The sequence below is a fragment of the Streptomyces sp. NPDC030021 genome (assembly GCF_055574035.1).
Genome location: NZ_JBVIAH010000005.1, coordinates 343,516 through 357,529 on the forward strand (window position 1 = coordinate 343,516; position 14,014 = coordinate 357,529).

The window sequence follows — 14,014 nt, forward strand, 5'->3', positions numbered from 1 at the left end:
CTAGGCCAGTTCGCGGCGGAAGAACTCCAGTTCCAGCGCCATCAGCTTCTCCCGCGTGCCGCCCGGGGTCATGTGGGTGACACCGGGGAGGGCCAGCAGCTGGTGCGGACGGCCCGCGTCCGTGAGCGCCTGGGAGAGGCGCAGGGTGTGGGACGGGTGGACGTTGTCGTCGGCCAGGCCCGTGATCAGCAGCAGCGGGCGGGACAGTTCCGGGGCGTCCGGGATGAGGGAGTCCCGCTCGTACGCGTCGGCAGACGGGGGCTGGTCCTGCGGGAGGCCCAGGTACCGCTCGGTGTACGCCGTGTCGTAGTGCCGGAAGTCGGTCGGCGCGGCCCCGGCGGCCGCCGCGTGGAAGACGTCCGGGCGGCGCAGCACCGCCATGGCCGCGAGGTAGCCGCCGTACGACCAGCCGCGCACCCCGACCCGGCCGAGGTCGAGGTCGGTGTGGCGGGCGGCGAGCGCGTGGAGCGCCGCGACCTGGTCGTCGAGGGTGACCTCGGAGAAGCCGCGGTACATGGCGTGCGTGTAGGCGGGGGAGACGTACGGGGTGCCGCGGTTGTCGATGGTGACCACCGCGAAGCCCTGGTCGGCCCACCACTGGCGGTGCTGGCGGCGGCGCTGGTCGGCGGTGACGTCCTGCATGCCGGGGCCGCCGTAGCCGTCGACCAGGACGGGCAGCCGCCGGCCGGGGACGTGGTCGCGGGGCAGTACGAGGGCGGCGGGGATGCCGTGCTCGGTGACCCGCTCCAGGATCGCGTCCACCCGGTAGGGCAGCGGCTCGGACAGGTCGGCGGGGGTGAACTCCCGCCCGTCGGGGGTGCGCACGGTGCGCCGTACCCCGTCGGCGTCGGACGAGGTCAGCAGCAGGGTCCCGGCGGACGCGGCCACGGTGTGCACGCCGGGCCCGTCGGCGACCGGGGTCAGCTCCCCGGTGGCCGGGTCCAGCAGCAGCACCTGCTGCTCGGACGGGTCGCGCAGGCCCGCCTCGATCAGCAGTCGGCCCTCGTGGACCCCGGCCACGGCGCGGACCTGGATCCCGTCCCCGGTGAGCAGTTCGCCGTCCACCGCGAGGGCGCGGGCGGCGCCGTCCGGGGTGTCGGCCGAGGTCAGCATCCGCCCGTCGGCGAGGCGGGCCGGGGTGCCGGGGACCAGGGGGTCCACCCACTGCGGGTGCGTGGTGCGGGACAGCTCCCGGGTGCGGCCGGTGGCCGGGTCGGCGGAGAGCAGCAGGACGTTCTGCTGGAGCCGGTCCTGGACGGTCAGCAGGATCTCGGTGGCGGACTCCCAGCCCGCGTCGGAGACGTACGGGTAGGTGTCGGCGTCCCAGTCGAGCCGTATCCGGGTCCCGCCGTCGCCGAGCACCCACAGCTGGACGTCGGCGTTGGGCCCGCCCGCCTCGGGGTAGGCGAAGTCCTCGGCCGGCAGCTCCGGGTGCGCCGGGTCGGCGAACCAGCGCCGCTGGAGGGCGGATTCGTCGACGCGGGCGGCCAGCAGGGTGACCCCGTCCGGGGACCACCAGTGGCCCCGGTGGCGGCCCAGCTCCTCGGCGGCGGCGAATTCGGCGAGGCCCCAGCGGGCCCCGTCGTCCGGGCTGATCCGGCCGCCCGGGGCGACGTACAGGACGTCGTCGGTGACGTACGCGGTGCGCGAGCCGTCGGCGTTCGGCCGCGGGTCCAGCGCGGGTCCGGCGGCCGGGATCTCCTTGGGCGTTCCGGCTCCGCCCGCGGCGACCTCGAAGAGCCGCCCGTACAGCGCGAAGACGGCGTGCAGGCCGTCGCCGGAGAGGGCGTACGAGCCGATGCCGGCGGCGACGAGCCGGGTCCGCTCGCGCAGTCGGCGCTCGGCCGCCGGGAGGGGGCCGGGCTCGGGGCACAGGTCGCGGGGATCGGCGAGCCGGGTCTCGGCGCCGGTGGTGGTGTCGAGCACCCAGAGCGAGTCGAAGGCGTCGGTGGGGCCCGTCGACCGGAGGAACCAGAGCAGTCGGCCGCCGTCCCCGAAGGAGAAGGCACGCGGGGCGCCGTAGGTGAAGCGGGCCGTGCTCGCGGAGAGCCTGAGGAAGTCATCCATGATCGTAGTGTGACATGTGAAATGTCACCATTACTAGGCTGTTCGAGTGGTGACCCCAGAGGCGCGGGCTTAGCGTCGAAAAGGTGGATCCGAACGCATCGCCGAGCAACAGCGGGACCGAAGGCAAGGTCCGGGGAAGCGGCAGCGCACTCGCCCTGTTCGTCATCGCCTCCTGCCAACTCATGGTGGTTCTCGACATCACGATCGTGAACATCGCGCTGCCGCACATCCAGACCGCTCTCGGCTTCTCGACCGAGAGCCTTTCCTGGGTCGTCAACGCCTACACCCTCGCCTTCGGCGGACTTCTGCTCCTCGGCGGCCGCACCGGCGACATCCTCGGCCGCAAACGCGTCTTCATCTTCGGTGTCCTGCTCTTCGGGCTCGCCTCGCTGCTCGGCGGACTCGCCCAGAACGAGGGCCAGCTGATGGCCGCACGCGCCCTCCAGGGCGTCGGCGGCGCCATCGCCTCGCCGACCTCCCTCGCGCTGATCACCACCACCTTCCGCGAAGGCCCGGCCCGCAACCGGGCGTTCGGCGTGTTCGCCGGCGTTTCGGCCGCCGGCGGCGCGATCGGACTCCTCGCGGGCGGCATCCTCGTCGAATGGCTCGACTGGCGCTGGGTGCTCTTCGTCAACGTCCCCATCGCCATCGTGATCGCCGTGATGGCCACGAAGGTCCTGCACGAGTCCGAACGCCATCCGGGACACTTCGACTTCGCGGGCGCGCTGCTGTCCACCCTGGGCATGGTCTCGCTCGTCTACGGCTTCATCAGGGCGTCCCAGGAGGGCTGGCGCGACCCGGTCACCCTCGGCTCCTTCGGCGCCGCCGTGGTCCTGCTGACCCTCTTCATCCTCAACGAACGGCGCTCGCCACAGCCGATCACCCCGCTGCACATGTTCGCCGACCGCAACCGGGCCGGGACCTACGGCATCATGCTCATGCTCGCCTGCGCGATCTTCGGCATGTTCTTCTTCCTGACCCTCTTCGTGCAGATCGTGCTGGGCTTCAGCCCGATCCAGGCCGGCCTCGCCTTCCTGCCGGTCAGTGCGGTGATCGCCGTGGGCGCCGCGATCACCGCGAAACTGCTGCCGAAGTTCGGCCCCAAGCCCTTCATGGTCACCGGCGCACTGTCCTCGGCGGCCGGACTCGCCTGGCTGACACAGACCGACGTCAATTCGACGTACCTCGGCAGCATCCTGGGCCCGATGCTCCTCTTCGCCCTCGGCATGGGCCTGCAGTTCGTCTCCCTGACGCTGATGGCCCTGTCCAACGTCGCCGACCGGGAGTCGGGAGCGGCCTCCGGACTGCTGAACACGATGCAACAGGTGGGCGGCTCGCTGGGCCTGTCGATCCTGGTGACCGTCTACGGCACGGCGAGCCGCAACGAGGCCAAGCTGCAGATCCCGGACTTCCTCAGCACCGCCGGCCCGGTGCAGAAGGCCTTCTTCCAGCGCACCGGGCAGCTCCCGAAACCGTGGGGCGACCAGGTCCTCACCTCGGGCATCAGCGCGGCCTTCGTCGTGGCGTCCCTGTTCACCCTGGTCGGAGCGCTGATCGCGCTGTTCGTCATCCAGGTCCGCCCCTCGGACCTCGCCCGCCTGCAGGGCAACCACAAGCCGGCGGCGGACCGGACCTGAGGTCCGGGGGCCTTCGGCCCTGCTACGCCGCGGTGACGCGGGCCGCGAAGGCGTCCAGGTTGTCGGACATACGGGTGAGCCGCTCGTCCAGCGTCAGGGACTCCTCGTACCGCCCGGCGCGCAGCTTCGGCTGGCGCTTGCCTCGTACGTACAGGGGGCAGGCGAGGTCCGCGCAGATGTACGTGCCGACCGTGTTGCCCTCGCGGCCGCGGGCGCCCGCCAGCGGCGCGGCCAGCAGGGTGACCCCGGAGGAGGCATGACCGGTCAGGCAGATCTGGCACAGGCTGGACTTCACCACGCTGGTGCGGCCGACGGCCGGTACGCGCAGCGAGATCCCCAGCGGACCGCCACCGCCCTCCCGGGGCAGCACGAGATGGGCCCGCAAGGGCGCTCCCGGGTCCACCCACCCCAGGAAGTCCAGGTCCTTCCAGGGCAGTTCGGCGAAGTCGAGCGGCAGCCGCAGCCGCGCCGCCTCGCCCTTCGTGCAGTTCACGAAGGACGAGCGGATCTGTTTCTCGGTGAGTGGTTCCACGGGCATCGACCCTACGACCCGCCCTGACCTGCCCGCATCCCAATATCCGGCCCGGAGCCCGGAGCCCGGAGCCCGGAGCCCGGAGCCCGGAGCGTGGGGCGTGGAGCGTGGGGCGCGGAGCCCGGAGCCCGGGGCGCGGCCCGCAGCCGGGCCGCGTCCGGACGGCCGTCACCCGTCCAGGCGACGGATCCGGCAGCGCGCCGGGCCGTTCGTCCGCAGGGTGATCCCGGCGCCGACCGGGATCTCGGTGTCCACGGCCTCGAACTCGTAGGCCCGCAGGATCATCGCCAGCGCTGTCACCGACTCCAGCATCGAGAAGTGCTGCCCGATGCACGCGCGCGGCCCCCCGCCGAAGGGGAACCAGGCGTAGCGCGGCCGCGCGGCCTCCGCCTCGGGCGTGAAGCGCTCGGGGTCGAAGCGGTCCGGGTCCGGCCAGTAGGCGGGGTGGCGGTGCGTCACCCAGGGCGCCAGGATCACGTCCGCGCCCGCGGGGACGGTGTGCTCCCCGATCCGGGTGGCGGCGACGGCCTTGCGTCCGATGACCGGCGCGGCCGGATAGAGCCGCATGGCCTCCTTGAGGACCTGGGTGAGGTACGGAAGCCGGTCCAGGTCGGCGGCGCCGGGCGTACAGTCGCCCAGCACGCGGGAGATCTCCTCGCGGGCCCGGGACTGCTCCTCGGGGTGGCGGGCCAGCAGGTGCAGGGCGAAGCAGAGGGAGGTGGCGGTCGTCTCGTGCCCGGCGAGCAGGAAGATCAGCACCTGGTCGCGCAGCTCGGCGGCGTCGAACTCCCCGTCGTCCGAACTGCGGGCGCCGGCGAGCAGCGTCAGCAGATCCTCGCCGGGAGCGCCGGCGCCGGTGTCGGCCCCGGCCTCGGCCCCAGCCCCGGCGCGCCGGCGCTCCGCGATGATCCGGTCGCACACCCCGTAGAGCTCGTCCATCGCGGCGGCCGCGCGCCGGTTGCCGGGGGTGGGCCATGCGCGCGGGATGTTGGCGGGTGAGTAGCCGCGGCGCAGCACGTACTCGGTGATGACCGGGAAACATTCGGTCACGACGTCGGCGGTGGCCTCGACGTCGGTGCCGAAGAGGATGCGGGCGACGGCGCGCAGGGCGAGGTGCGTCATCTCGTCGGAGACGTCCACGATGCCGCCCGGGGCTTCGCTCCAGGCGGTGAGGACCGACGCGGTCTCGGCGGCGATCACCTCGGCGTAGCCGTCCACCCGGCGCCGGGTGAACAGCGGCTGCACGAGCCGGCGCTGGCGCAGGTAGTCCTCGTCCTGACTGGTCAGCAGCCCGTTGCCGAAGGACTCCCGGACCTCCTGGTAGAAGTGGTTGTCCTTGCGGAATCGGGCCGCGTCGGAGGCGAGCACCTGCTGGGCACCCGCGGGGGAGAAGACGCAGTACAACTCGGCGCGCATCCCGGGCGGACCGGCCGTGATCCGTACCAGGTCACCGTGCCGGTGCTGGGCCCGCAGATAGGTACCGAGGGAGTCGGACTTCAGGTCGAAGAGCGACCCGACCAGCGGCACCCCCGCAAGTCCGGGCACCGCCTTCCCCGTATCCGCTCCGGAGTTCGTTCCCACTGCCATGGCCGCCCCTTCGTCCTACGGAAGGCCGATTCTGCCGCGCCCGCGCGCACCTGGCGAGGACGGCGTCCCTTCAGGCCGATGAGTGGCCGGATGACCACCCCCGCCGCCCGCGGCCAGGCCCGTTCCGCGGGGGGATCAGCAGGGGCGCGCGGCCGCGATGGAGACCGGAGCCTGCACTCCAGGCCGGGTGTGGGGACGACGGACGGCGACGGATTCGGCGTCGGGGTCGGGTGCTACACGCAGGAGGACACGGCCGGCCCGGCGACCTTCAGGCGGCGTAGGAACCGGCGGTCTGTGGGCGGTCAGTAGCCCCAGCGCTGGCCCACGCTGTCGTCGTCACGGCAGTGGATCGTGCGCCCGTTGGCGTCCCGGCCGGACGTACCGACATCGGCCTTCCGGCATATCTGACCGGCCCTGTAGCAGTTGCCGGCGTTGGAGCGGGGATAGCAGTCGGTGCTCGCCTTGGTGGGCGCCGGCGCGGGCGCCTGGGTGCGGGTACGGGTGGGAGCCGGCGGGGCGGGGGCGGCCTTGGTGGGCTCCGGCGCCTTGGTGGTGGGCTCGGCGACCGGGACCTGAGGGGTCGGCGCCGCCGTGGTGGGGTCGGCGGCCGGGGTCGCACTGGCGCTCGGACTCGGGCTGGCCGACACGGCGGAGGGGCTGGGGCTCGCACTGACGGTGACGGCGGCGCTGGTGCTCGGGGTGGTGGCCGGCGCGGCCGGGTCGCAGGCGGCGAGCGACAGAACGGCGGCTATGACGGCGAGGGCGCCTCTGCAGCGCTTCTTCACCGTCATCGACTTGCTGCGGGGCGGCATGGTCATCGGGAACTCCTGGGTCGTAAGTGCTCGTTGAGCGGCGTTCAAGATACCCAGAAGGTTGAATTCGCTACCAGTGTTGACGAGGGGTGAGATGGAGGCACGAGCGGTTCGGCGCGTCAGGGTCCGTCGCGCCGCTTCAACTCGGTTGATGGCGCACAGGTCTCTGTAAGACGCTGGTCACCGGCGTTCGCGCGAGGCCGCGGATGCGTCCCCGCCGGCGCAACTCGAATGTCGAACGCCTCGGAGCGAAGAGAGAGTGCCGCCGATGACCGAGTCCCCACTGGTCCGCCCTGTTCCTGTCAGCGGATTTCCCGAATGGCTGCCTGAAATCCGCATGGTCGAGCAGAAGTGGCTCGACCTCATTCGGTCGGGTTTCGAGAGGTACGGATTCTGCTCGATCGAGACGCCCTCGGTGGAGCCCCTTTCCGTACTCACCGCCAAGGGCGAAACTTCCAACGAGGTGTATGCGCTACGAAGGCTGCAGGAAGATGCTGATGACGCCAGTGACTCCCGGATCGGCCTTCACTTCGATCTGACCGTGCCGTTCGCGCGCTACACGGCCCAGCACTTCAACGAGCTCGTGTTCCCGTTCAAGCGCTATCAGATGCAGCGAGTATGGCGCGGTGAGCGGGCTCAGGACGGGCGATTCCGTGAATTCACTCAATGTGACATCGACGTGATCAATGTCGACCACCTGCCGCTGTACTTCGATGCCGAGCTGCCGCGCGTGATCCACGAGATCATGACCAGTCTGAATCTGCCCGCCTGGACGATCAACATCAACAACCGGAAGGTCCTTCAGGGCTTCTACGAGGGGCTCGGCATCAGCGATCCGTCGGCCGTGATCCGTGCTGTCGACAAGCTGGACAAGGTCGGTCCCGAGGGCGTCGCGAGGATTCTCTCCGGCGAAGTCGGCCTGTCCGCACGGACCGTCGATTCCTGCCTCGCGCTCGCTCGGATGCGCGGCACCAGCTCGGCCGTCGTGGACGACATCAAGGGCCTGGGGGTGACGTCCGATCTGCTCACCGAAGGCCTCGGCGAGCTCGGCTACGTGCTGGATTCCCTCGGCAACCTTCCGTCCGGCAGAGTCGTCGCCGACCTCTCGATCGCTCGCGGGCTCGACTACTACACGGGAACGGTCTACGAAGGGAAGTTCGTCGACTGGCCGGGCTACGGCAGCATCTGCTCCGGCGGGCGCTACGAGAACCTGACCGGATCCTTCATCCGGCGCAGCCTTCCGGGCGTGGGAATGTCGATCGGACTGACGCGCATCTTCGCCAAGCTCCTGGCGGAGGGGCTCCTGGAGACGCGTGCGAAGTGCCCCAGCGACGTTCTCGTGGTCGTCCCGCGGGCCGATCGCCTGAGCCAAGCCGAGAGCACGGCCGCGCGCCTCCGCGGGCGGGGGATGAACGTCGAGCTCTACCACCAGGCCGACAAGGTGGCCAAGCAGGTCCGCTACGCATCGCGGAAGGGCATCCCGTTCGTCTGGTTCCCGCCTTTCGAGGAGGGGGCGGCGCACGAGGTGAAGAATCTGGCGACGGGCGAGCAGACGGCGTCCGACCCCACGAGCTGGGTTCCGGCTCCGCGTTAGAGGCGTGCCGGTTGAAAGACGTCAGCGCAAGCTTGGGGGGTCGGCCGACAGGGTTCAGGGCCGGGGCTTGCGGTGGCGTCCGGTGCCCGGAGCCAAGGGGTTGCGTCCGGTGGTGGGGCCGGTCGCCTCGGGCCGGTCGGCCCGCGCGGCTTCGGGGGTGGGGCTGAGGGCGCGGCAGGCCGCCGCGTAGTCCTCCACCGTCGTCAACGCCTGCCAGGCAAAGCCGTCCCACTCCAGGATCAGACGCGGGGCCTCGGGGTCGAGGTGGGCGGCGCGCTGCGGGCCGGTGCCGAGGGTGATGGCCTTCTTCTCGCCGGGCTTGCGCAGGCGGCCTTGGCGCCGTGCGGCCCACTGGGCAAGGGGTTCGTCTTCCACGTCTTACCTCCCTGGAGCAGGGGCAGCACCCTACCGAATCCGGACAGCACGCCGCCCTGCTCCAGGCATCCGGTCGGCTTGTGCGGACCTGGCGGAGCGTACCCGGCGACTGCTGGACGGTGGCGGCATCTCAGAGAGATCTCGCTGTGAACTGGGCAGCGTGCATACGTTCTTCGTGATCGAACCTGACAGACCGGAGGCCACCACATGGCAGACGAGACGGGAACGCACAAGCCCCCGCCAGTCCCGGTCTCCGGGTTGGCGGGGGCTTCGTTATGCCTCGACAGCCATATCCGGCTTTTTAGATGTCTCTGAAGATCTCGATCTGGGCGCCCACCGAGTTGAGGCGCTCGGCCAGTTCCTCGTAGCCGCGGTTGATCACGTAGACGTTGCGCAGCACCGAGGTGCCCTCGGCCGCCATCATCGCCAGGAGGACGACCACCGCCGGGCGCAGGGCCGGCGGGCACATCATTTCCGCCGCGCGCCAGCGCGTGGGGCCCTCGACCAGGACGCGGTGGGGGTCGAGGAGCTGGAGGCGGCCGCCGAGGCGGTTCAGGTCCGTCAGGTAGATGGCCCGGTTGTCGTACACCCAGTCGTGGATCAGGGTCTGGCCCTGCGCCACGGCGGCGATGGCCGCGAAGAAGGGGACGTTGTCGATGTTCAGCCCGGGGAACGGCATGGGGTGGATCTTGTCGATCGGGGCTTCGAGCTTCGAGGGGCGGACCGTGAGGTCGACCAGGCGGGTGCGGCCGTTGTCGGCGGTGTACTCCGCCGAGCGGTCGTGGTCCAGGCCCATCTCCTCCAGGACCGCGAGTTCGATCTCCATGAACTCGATCGGCACCCGGCGGATGGTGAGTTCCGACTCCGTGACGACCGCGGCGGCGAGCAGGCTCATCGCCTCGACCGGGTCCTCGGAGGGGGAGTAGTCCACGTCCACGTCGATGCTCGGGACGCCGTGGACGGTGAGCGTGGTGGTGCCGACGCCGTCGACCCGGACGCCCAGGGCCTCCAGGAAGAAGCACAGGTCCTGGACCATGTAGTTGGAGGAGGCGTTGCGGATGACGGTCACGCCGTCGTGCCGGGCGGCGGCCAGCAGCGCGTTCTCGGTGACGGTGTCCCCGCGCTCGGTCAGCACGATCGGGCGGTCCGGGGAGATCCCGGGTACGACCTTCGCGTGGTAGATGCCCTCGGTCGCGGTGATGTCCAGGCCGAAGCGGCGCAGGGCGATCATGTGCGGCTCGATGGTGCGGGTGCCGAGGTCGCAGCCGCCCGCGTAGGGCAGGCGGAACGTTTCCATCCGGTGCAGCAGCGGGCCCAGGAACATGATGATGCTCCGGGTCCGGCGGGCCGCGTCCGCGTCCATGGCCTCCATGTCGAGGCGGGCCGGCGGGATCAGCTCCAGGTCCACGCCGTCGTTGATCCAGCGGGTGCGCACGCCGATGGAGTTCAGGACCTCCAGGAGGCGGTAGACCTCCTCGATGCGGGCCACTCGCCTCAGCACCGTACGGCCCTTGTTGAGCAGTGAGGCGCAGAGCAGGGCGACGCAGGCGTTCTTGCTCGTCTTGACGTCGATGGCGCCGGACAGACGGCGGCCGCCCACCACGCGCAGGTGCATCGGGCCGGAGTAGCCCAGGGAGACGATCTCGCTGTCGAGCGCTTCGCCGATTCGGGCGATCATCTCAAGGCTGATGTTCTGGTTGCCCCGCTCGATGCGGTTCACTGCGCTCTGGCTGGTGCCGAGGGCGTCGGCGAGCTGACTCTGTGTCCAGCCCCGGTGCTGCCGGGCGTCACGGATGAGCTTGCCGATGCGTACGAGGTAGTCGTCTGCCATGGGGGCACGCTATCTCAGATATGAGATGACCCCTGCGCCGGGTGCGGCAAATGGGTGAATTGAGTGGAAGTTACCGGCCATCAGGTCCCATGACGGGGTGCCCGTACGCGTGATGGTCGACGATGCGGCCCAGCAGGCGGGTGAGCTGCTCCCGTTCCTGGATGGACAGCGGGGCCAGTAGTTCTTCCTGGGCCGCGGCGAGGATCTGTTCCAGTGTGCGCAGTTGCCGCCGACCGGGCGGTGTGAGGGTGATGACGTTGCGCCTGCGGTCCTCGGGGTCGGGGGTCCGCTCCACTAGTTCGCGTGCGGCGAGTTCGTTGATGACGGCGACCAGGTCGCTGCGGTGGATGCCGGTGCGGGCGCTGAGGGTGGCCTGGCTCGCCGGGCCGGACTCCTCCAGGGCGACCAGGGCCGCATAGTGCCATTTGTGGGCATCTGCCCCGCTCAGGCCCTCGGCCACCAGCCGCTGCGCGTGGGTGGAGGCCTGCCCCAGCAGCCGGCTGGGCAGTTCGCGCAGTCGTGCGGGGACGAGGGGTCCGTTCTCTTCCGTGGTCATGGGGCGAGGGTACCCCTTGCGTTAGTGGCGCTAACGATATAATTTCGTTCATGTCATAAACGTTAGTCAGGCCAACGATTATCGGAAGGGGCCTCCCATGCCCACGATCGGCGTACTCGACTCGACGATGTACTACGAGGACCACGGTGCCGCCGACGCCCGGTCCGGCGGTGTCCCCTTCGTGTTCCTGCACGGCAACCCGACCTCCTCCCACCTCTGGCGGGGCGTCCTGCCCCGGATCGAGGGCGGGGTCCGGGTCCTGGCCCCGGACCTCATCGGGATGGGCCGCTCCGGAAAGCCGGGCGGGGAGTACCGCTTCGAGGACCACGCCCGCTACCTGGACGCGTGGTTCGACGCCCTCGGGCTCGACGAGGTGGTGCTGGTCGGTCAGGACTGGGGCGGGGCGCTCGCCTTCGACCGGGCCGCCCGCCACCCCGGGCGGGTCCGCGGCATCGCCTTCATGGAGACGATCGTGCGGCCGCTGAGCTGGGCGCAGTACCCGCCCGCCGCGCGGGCCCGGTTCGAGGCGATCCGCACCCCGGGCGTGGGGGAGGAGATGGTCCTGGACCGGAACATCTTCATCGAGGACAGCATCCGGCAGACGGTGCTGAACCCCATGGGCGAGGCCGACCACGCCGTCTACGCCGCCCCCTACCCGACCCGCGAGAGCCGGCTGCCCATGCTGCGGTGGGCCCGCTCGCTGCCGATCGACGGCGATCCGGCCGATGTGCACGCCGTCGTCGAGAAGTACGACGCCTGGCTGTCCGACAGCCCGGACGTGCCCAAGCTGCTGCTCACCTTCGACGGCTCACCGGCCCTGATGGCCGGCCCCGAGACGGTCGCCTGGTGCGAGGAGAACGTCTCGGCGCTGGAGACCGAGTACTGCGGCCCGGCCGCCCACCTCTGCCCCGAGGACCGGCCCGAGGAGATCGCCGCCGCCGTCAACTCCTGGGCCGCCCGCCACGGCCTCGCGGCGGGCTGAGCCCGGCAACCCGGCCCGGCAACCCGGCCCGGCAACTCAGCCCGGCCGCGGCGCCCGGCCGCGGCGACCGGCCGCGGTGCCCCGCTCAGTGCTTGCAGGCGTGGTGCCGCCCCCCGGCGTGCACCGCCGCGTACGAGGCCGGGCGCGGGCCCGAGGCGGCGCCCGCCACCCGCGCTGAGGCCGCCCGGCCCGACGCCGAATCCGCGTCGTGCACCACACGGCCGCCGACCAGGGTCATCCGTACCCCCGTCCCGCTGATGTCGGCCACCGGGCAGCGCGTCACGTCCCGGTCCAGCACCACCAGGTCCGCCGCCCTGCCCGGCTCCACCGTGCCCGTCAGCCCCTCCTGGCGCAGCTGCCACGCCGTTCCCGACGTGTGCATCCGCAGGACCGCCTCCCGGCCGAGCCCCTCCAGTTCGCGGTACAGCGGGCCCGCCCCGAAAGCGCCCTGGCGGTCGATCGCCGTCCGCAGCTGGTTCCACACCTGGAGGGCGTCCACCGGCCAGTCGGAGCCGCCCGACAGCCGCGCCCCCGCCTTCTCCAGGCTCCGTGCCGGGTACATCCACCGGTGCCGCTCGGGTCCGATGTAGGGAAGGAGCGCCTCCATCGTCCAGGTGTCCTTCGCCGCCCACTGGAGCTGCATGCACGCCGTGACCCCCAGCTGCGCGAAACGCCGCAGGTCAGCCGGGTCAACGAGCTGCAGGTGCGCCACGGCGTTGCGCGCGTCCCGCAGGCCCGTCACCCGCTTGGCGTACGCGTACCCGTCCAGTGCGGTGCGTACCGCACGGTCGCCGAGTCCGTGGGCGTGCATCTGCCAGCCCGCCCGGTTGAAGGCGGCGCTGAGCCGGCCGTAGTCCGCCGCCGAGGTGTACAGCTCGCCCCGGTTGCCGGTCGGCCGGCCCTGCCCGTCGAGGTAGGGCTTCAGCAGTGCGGCGGTCTGCGCCGGGTACTCGATGACCCCGTCCAGGAACACCTTGACCATCCCGAACCGCAGCCCCCGTACGCCCTCGAACTCCCGTCGCAGGCCCCGCGCGTACGCCAGCGACCCCGCCGGGTCCTTGGTCTGCTCCGCCTCCAGCCGGATCGCCGGGACGATCCGCTGCGGCAGCTTCCCCGCCGCCGACAGTGCCTGGTACAGCTCCAGTTCGTGCCGTCCCACCAGCGCGTCCATCATCGTCGTGACCCCGGAGGCGGCCGCCAGCTCCAGCACCTTGGCGCAGGCCGCGACCAGGTCGGCCCGGGTGGGCTCCGGCACGTGCCGCCGTACCAGGCCCTGGGCGTCGTCCTTGAGGACGCCCGTCGGCCGCCCGTCCGCGCCCTTGACCACCTTGCCGCCGACCGGGTCGGGCGTGGCCGCCGTGATCCCGGCGATGTCCAGGGCCCGCTGGTTGGCCCACAGGTTGTGCCCGTCGCCGCCGACGAGGGCGATCGGCCGCCGGGTCGGGAGCGCGTCCAGCATCGTGTGGTGGGGGTTGGTGCCCACGGGGAGCAGCCCGACCGGGTTCCAGTCCTCGACCACCAGCCAGCGGTCGGGCTCCGCGCCCGCGCCGCCCGTCTCGGCGAGGAAGCCGGTCAGGATCTCCTGGAGCTCGGCCAGGGTGGTCTCCGCGCCCTCCAGCGAGGGGGAGAGCGAGCGCTCGCCCGCACCGAGCGGGTGGACATGGCCGTCGTGGATGCCGCTCATGACCGTGTTGCCCCGGGCGTCGACGACCTCGGTGTCCCGGCCCGCGTACCGGCGCAGCGCCGCGTTCGTCCCGGTGGCCAGGATCGTGCCGTCCCGGCCGACCGCGACGGCCTCGACGGGAGCCCGGCCGCCGGCCCCGGTGAACACCGCGGCGTTGCGGACCACCAGGGCCGCCGAACCGCGCCCGCCGCCGCCGGAGGAGGAGGAGGAGGCCGGGGGCGCCGGGGAGGCCGAGGCCGGAGCGGCGCCCAGCAGGCCCGCGGCCCCGGCGACCCCGGTGATCCCCGCGGCGGCGAGGAGTCCCCGACGGGAAAGGTGCGAAGAAGACGTCATGCCCACTCCAAACGTTGGTGTGGC

General features: G+C 71.6%; 11 protein-coding genes. 3 read left to right on the forward strand and 8 right to left on the reverse strand.

Going from position 1 to position 14,014, the window contains the following annotated elements; translation table 11 throughout:
* Complete coding sequence (locus ACZ4YL_RS12655; protein ID WP_468116051.1) at positions 1–2,067, reverse strand: S9 family peptidase; 2,067 nt, start codon at positions 2,065–2,067, stop codon at positions 1–3.
* An 83-nt stretch (positions 2,068–2,150) separates the two neighbouring features.
* Here ACZ4YL_RS12655 and ACZ4YL_RS12660 point away from each other — a divergent pair, with 83 nt between their 5' ends.
* Positions 2,151–3,704 carry an MFS transporter gene (locus ACZ4YL_RS12660; RefSeq protein ID WP_468116053.1) on the forward strand — a complete coding sequence of 518 codons (1,554 nt, stop codon included), beginning with the start codon at positions 2,151–2,153 and terminating at the stop codon, positions 3,702–3,704.
* 22 nt (positions 3,705–3,726) lie between these two features.
* Here the strand turns inward: ACZ4YL_RS12660 and ACZ4YL_RS12665 are convergent, their stop codons facing one another.
* The 3 genes from ACZ4YL_RS12665 to ACZ4YL_RS12675 all read right to left on the reverse strand — a co-directional run bounded on the left by ACZ4YL_RS12665 (position 3,727) and on the right by ACZ4YL_RS12675 (position 6,641).
* The gene (locus ACZ4YL_RS12665; RefSeq protein WP_468116055.1) at positions 3,727–4,236 is read right to left on the reverse strand and encodes an FBP domain-containing protein; all 510 of its coding nucleotides are present in this window, start codon (positions 4,234–4,236) and stop codon (positions 3,727–3,729) included.
* 168 nt (positions 4,237–4,404) lie between these two features.
* A complete protein-coding gene (locus ACZ4YL_RS12670) occupies positions 4,405–5,823 on the reverse strand; it encodes a cytochrome P450 (protein WP_468116057.1) in 1,419 nt (472 codons plus the stop codon).
* Positions 5,824–6,125: 302 nt separating this feature from the next.
* Positions 6,126–6,641: a hypothetical protein gene (locus ACZ4YL_RS12675; RefSeq protein WP_468116059.1), complete on the reverse strand. Its 516-nt coding sequence runs from the start codon at positions 6,639–6,641 to the stop codon at positions 6,126–6,128.
* A gap of 262 nt (positions 6,642–6,903) precedes the next feature.
* Here ACZ4YL_RS12675 and hisS point away from each other — a divergent pair, with 262 nt between their 5' ends.
* Positions 6,904–8,229: a histidine--tRNA ligase gene (gene hisS, locus ACZ4YL_RS12680; RefSeq protein WP_468116061.1), complete on the forward strand. Its 1,326-nt coding sequence runs from the start codon at positions 6,904–6,906 to the stop codon at positions 8,227–8,229.
* Positions 8,230–8,283: 54 nt separating this feature from the next.
* Here the strand turns inward: hisS and ACZ4YL_RS12685 are convergent, their stop codons facing one another.
* The 3 genes from ACZ4YL_RS12685 to ACZ4YL_RS12695 form a co-directional block, all read right to left on the reverse strand.
* A complete protein-coding gene (locus ACZ4YL_RS12685) occupies positions 8,284–8,604 on the reverse strand; it encodes a DUF6087 family protein (protein WP_468116063.1) in 321 nt (106 codons plus the stop codon).
* Between the two features lie 301 nt (positions 8,605–8,905).
* Entirely contained in the window at positions 8,906–10,435 is a 1,530-nt protein-coding gene (locus ACZ4YL_RS12690) for a helix-turn-helix domain-containing protein (RefSeq protein WP_468116065.1), read from the reverse strand.
* Positions 10,436–10,505: 70 nt separating this feature from the next.
* The gene (locus ACZ4YL_RS12695) at positions 10,506–10,991 is read right to left on the reverse strand and encodes a MarR family winged helix-turn-helix transcriptional regulator (protein ID WP_468116067.1); all 486 of its coding nucleotides are present in this window, start codon (positions 10,989–10,991) and stop codon (positions 10,506–10,508) included.
* Between the two features lie 97 nt (positions 10,992–11,088).
* Here ACZ4YL_RS12695 and ACZ4YL_RS12700 point away from each other — a divergent pair, with 97 nt between their 5' ends.
* Entirely contained in the window at positions 11,089–11,973 is an 885-nt protein-coding gene (locus ACZ4YL_RS12700) for a haloalkane dehalogenase (protein WP_468116069.1), read from the forward strand.
* A gap of 85 nt (positions 11,974–12,058) precedes the next feature.
* Here ACZ4YL_RS12700 and ACZ4YL_RS12705 read toward each other — a convergent pair whose 3' ends face one another.
* Positions 12,059–13,990: an amidohydrolase gene (locus ACZ4YL_RS12705; protein ID WP_468116071.1), complete on the reverse strand. Its 1,932-nt coding sequence runs from the start codon at positions 13,988–13,990 to the stop codon at positions 12,059–12,061.
* Positions 13,991–14,014 lie beyond the last annotated feature (24 nt).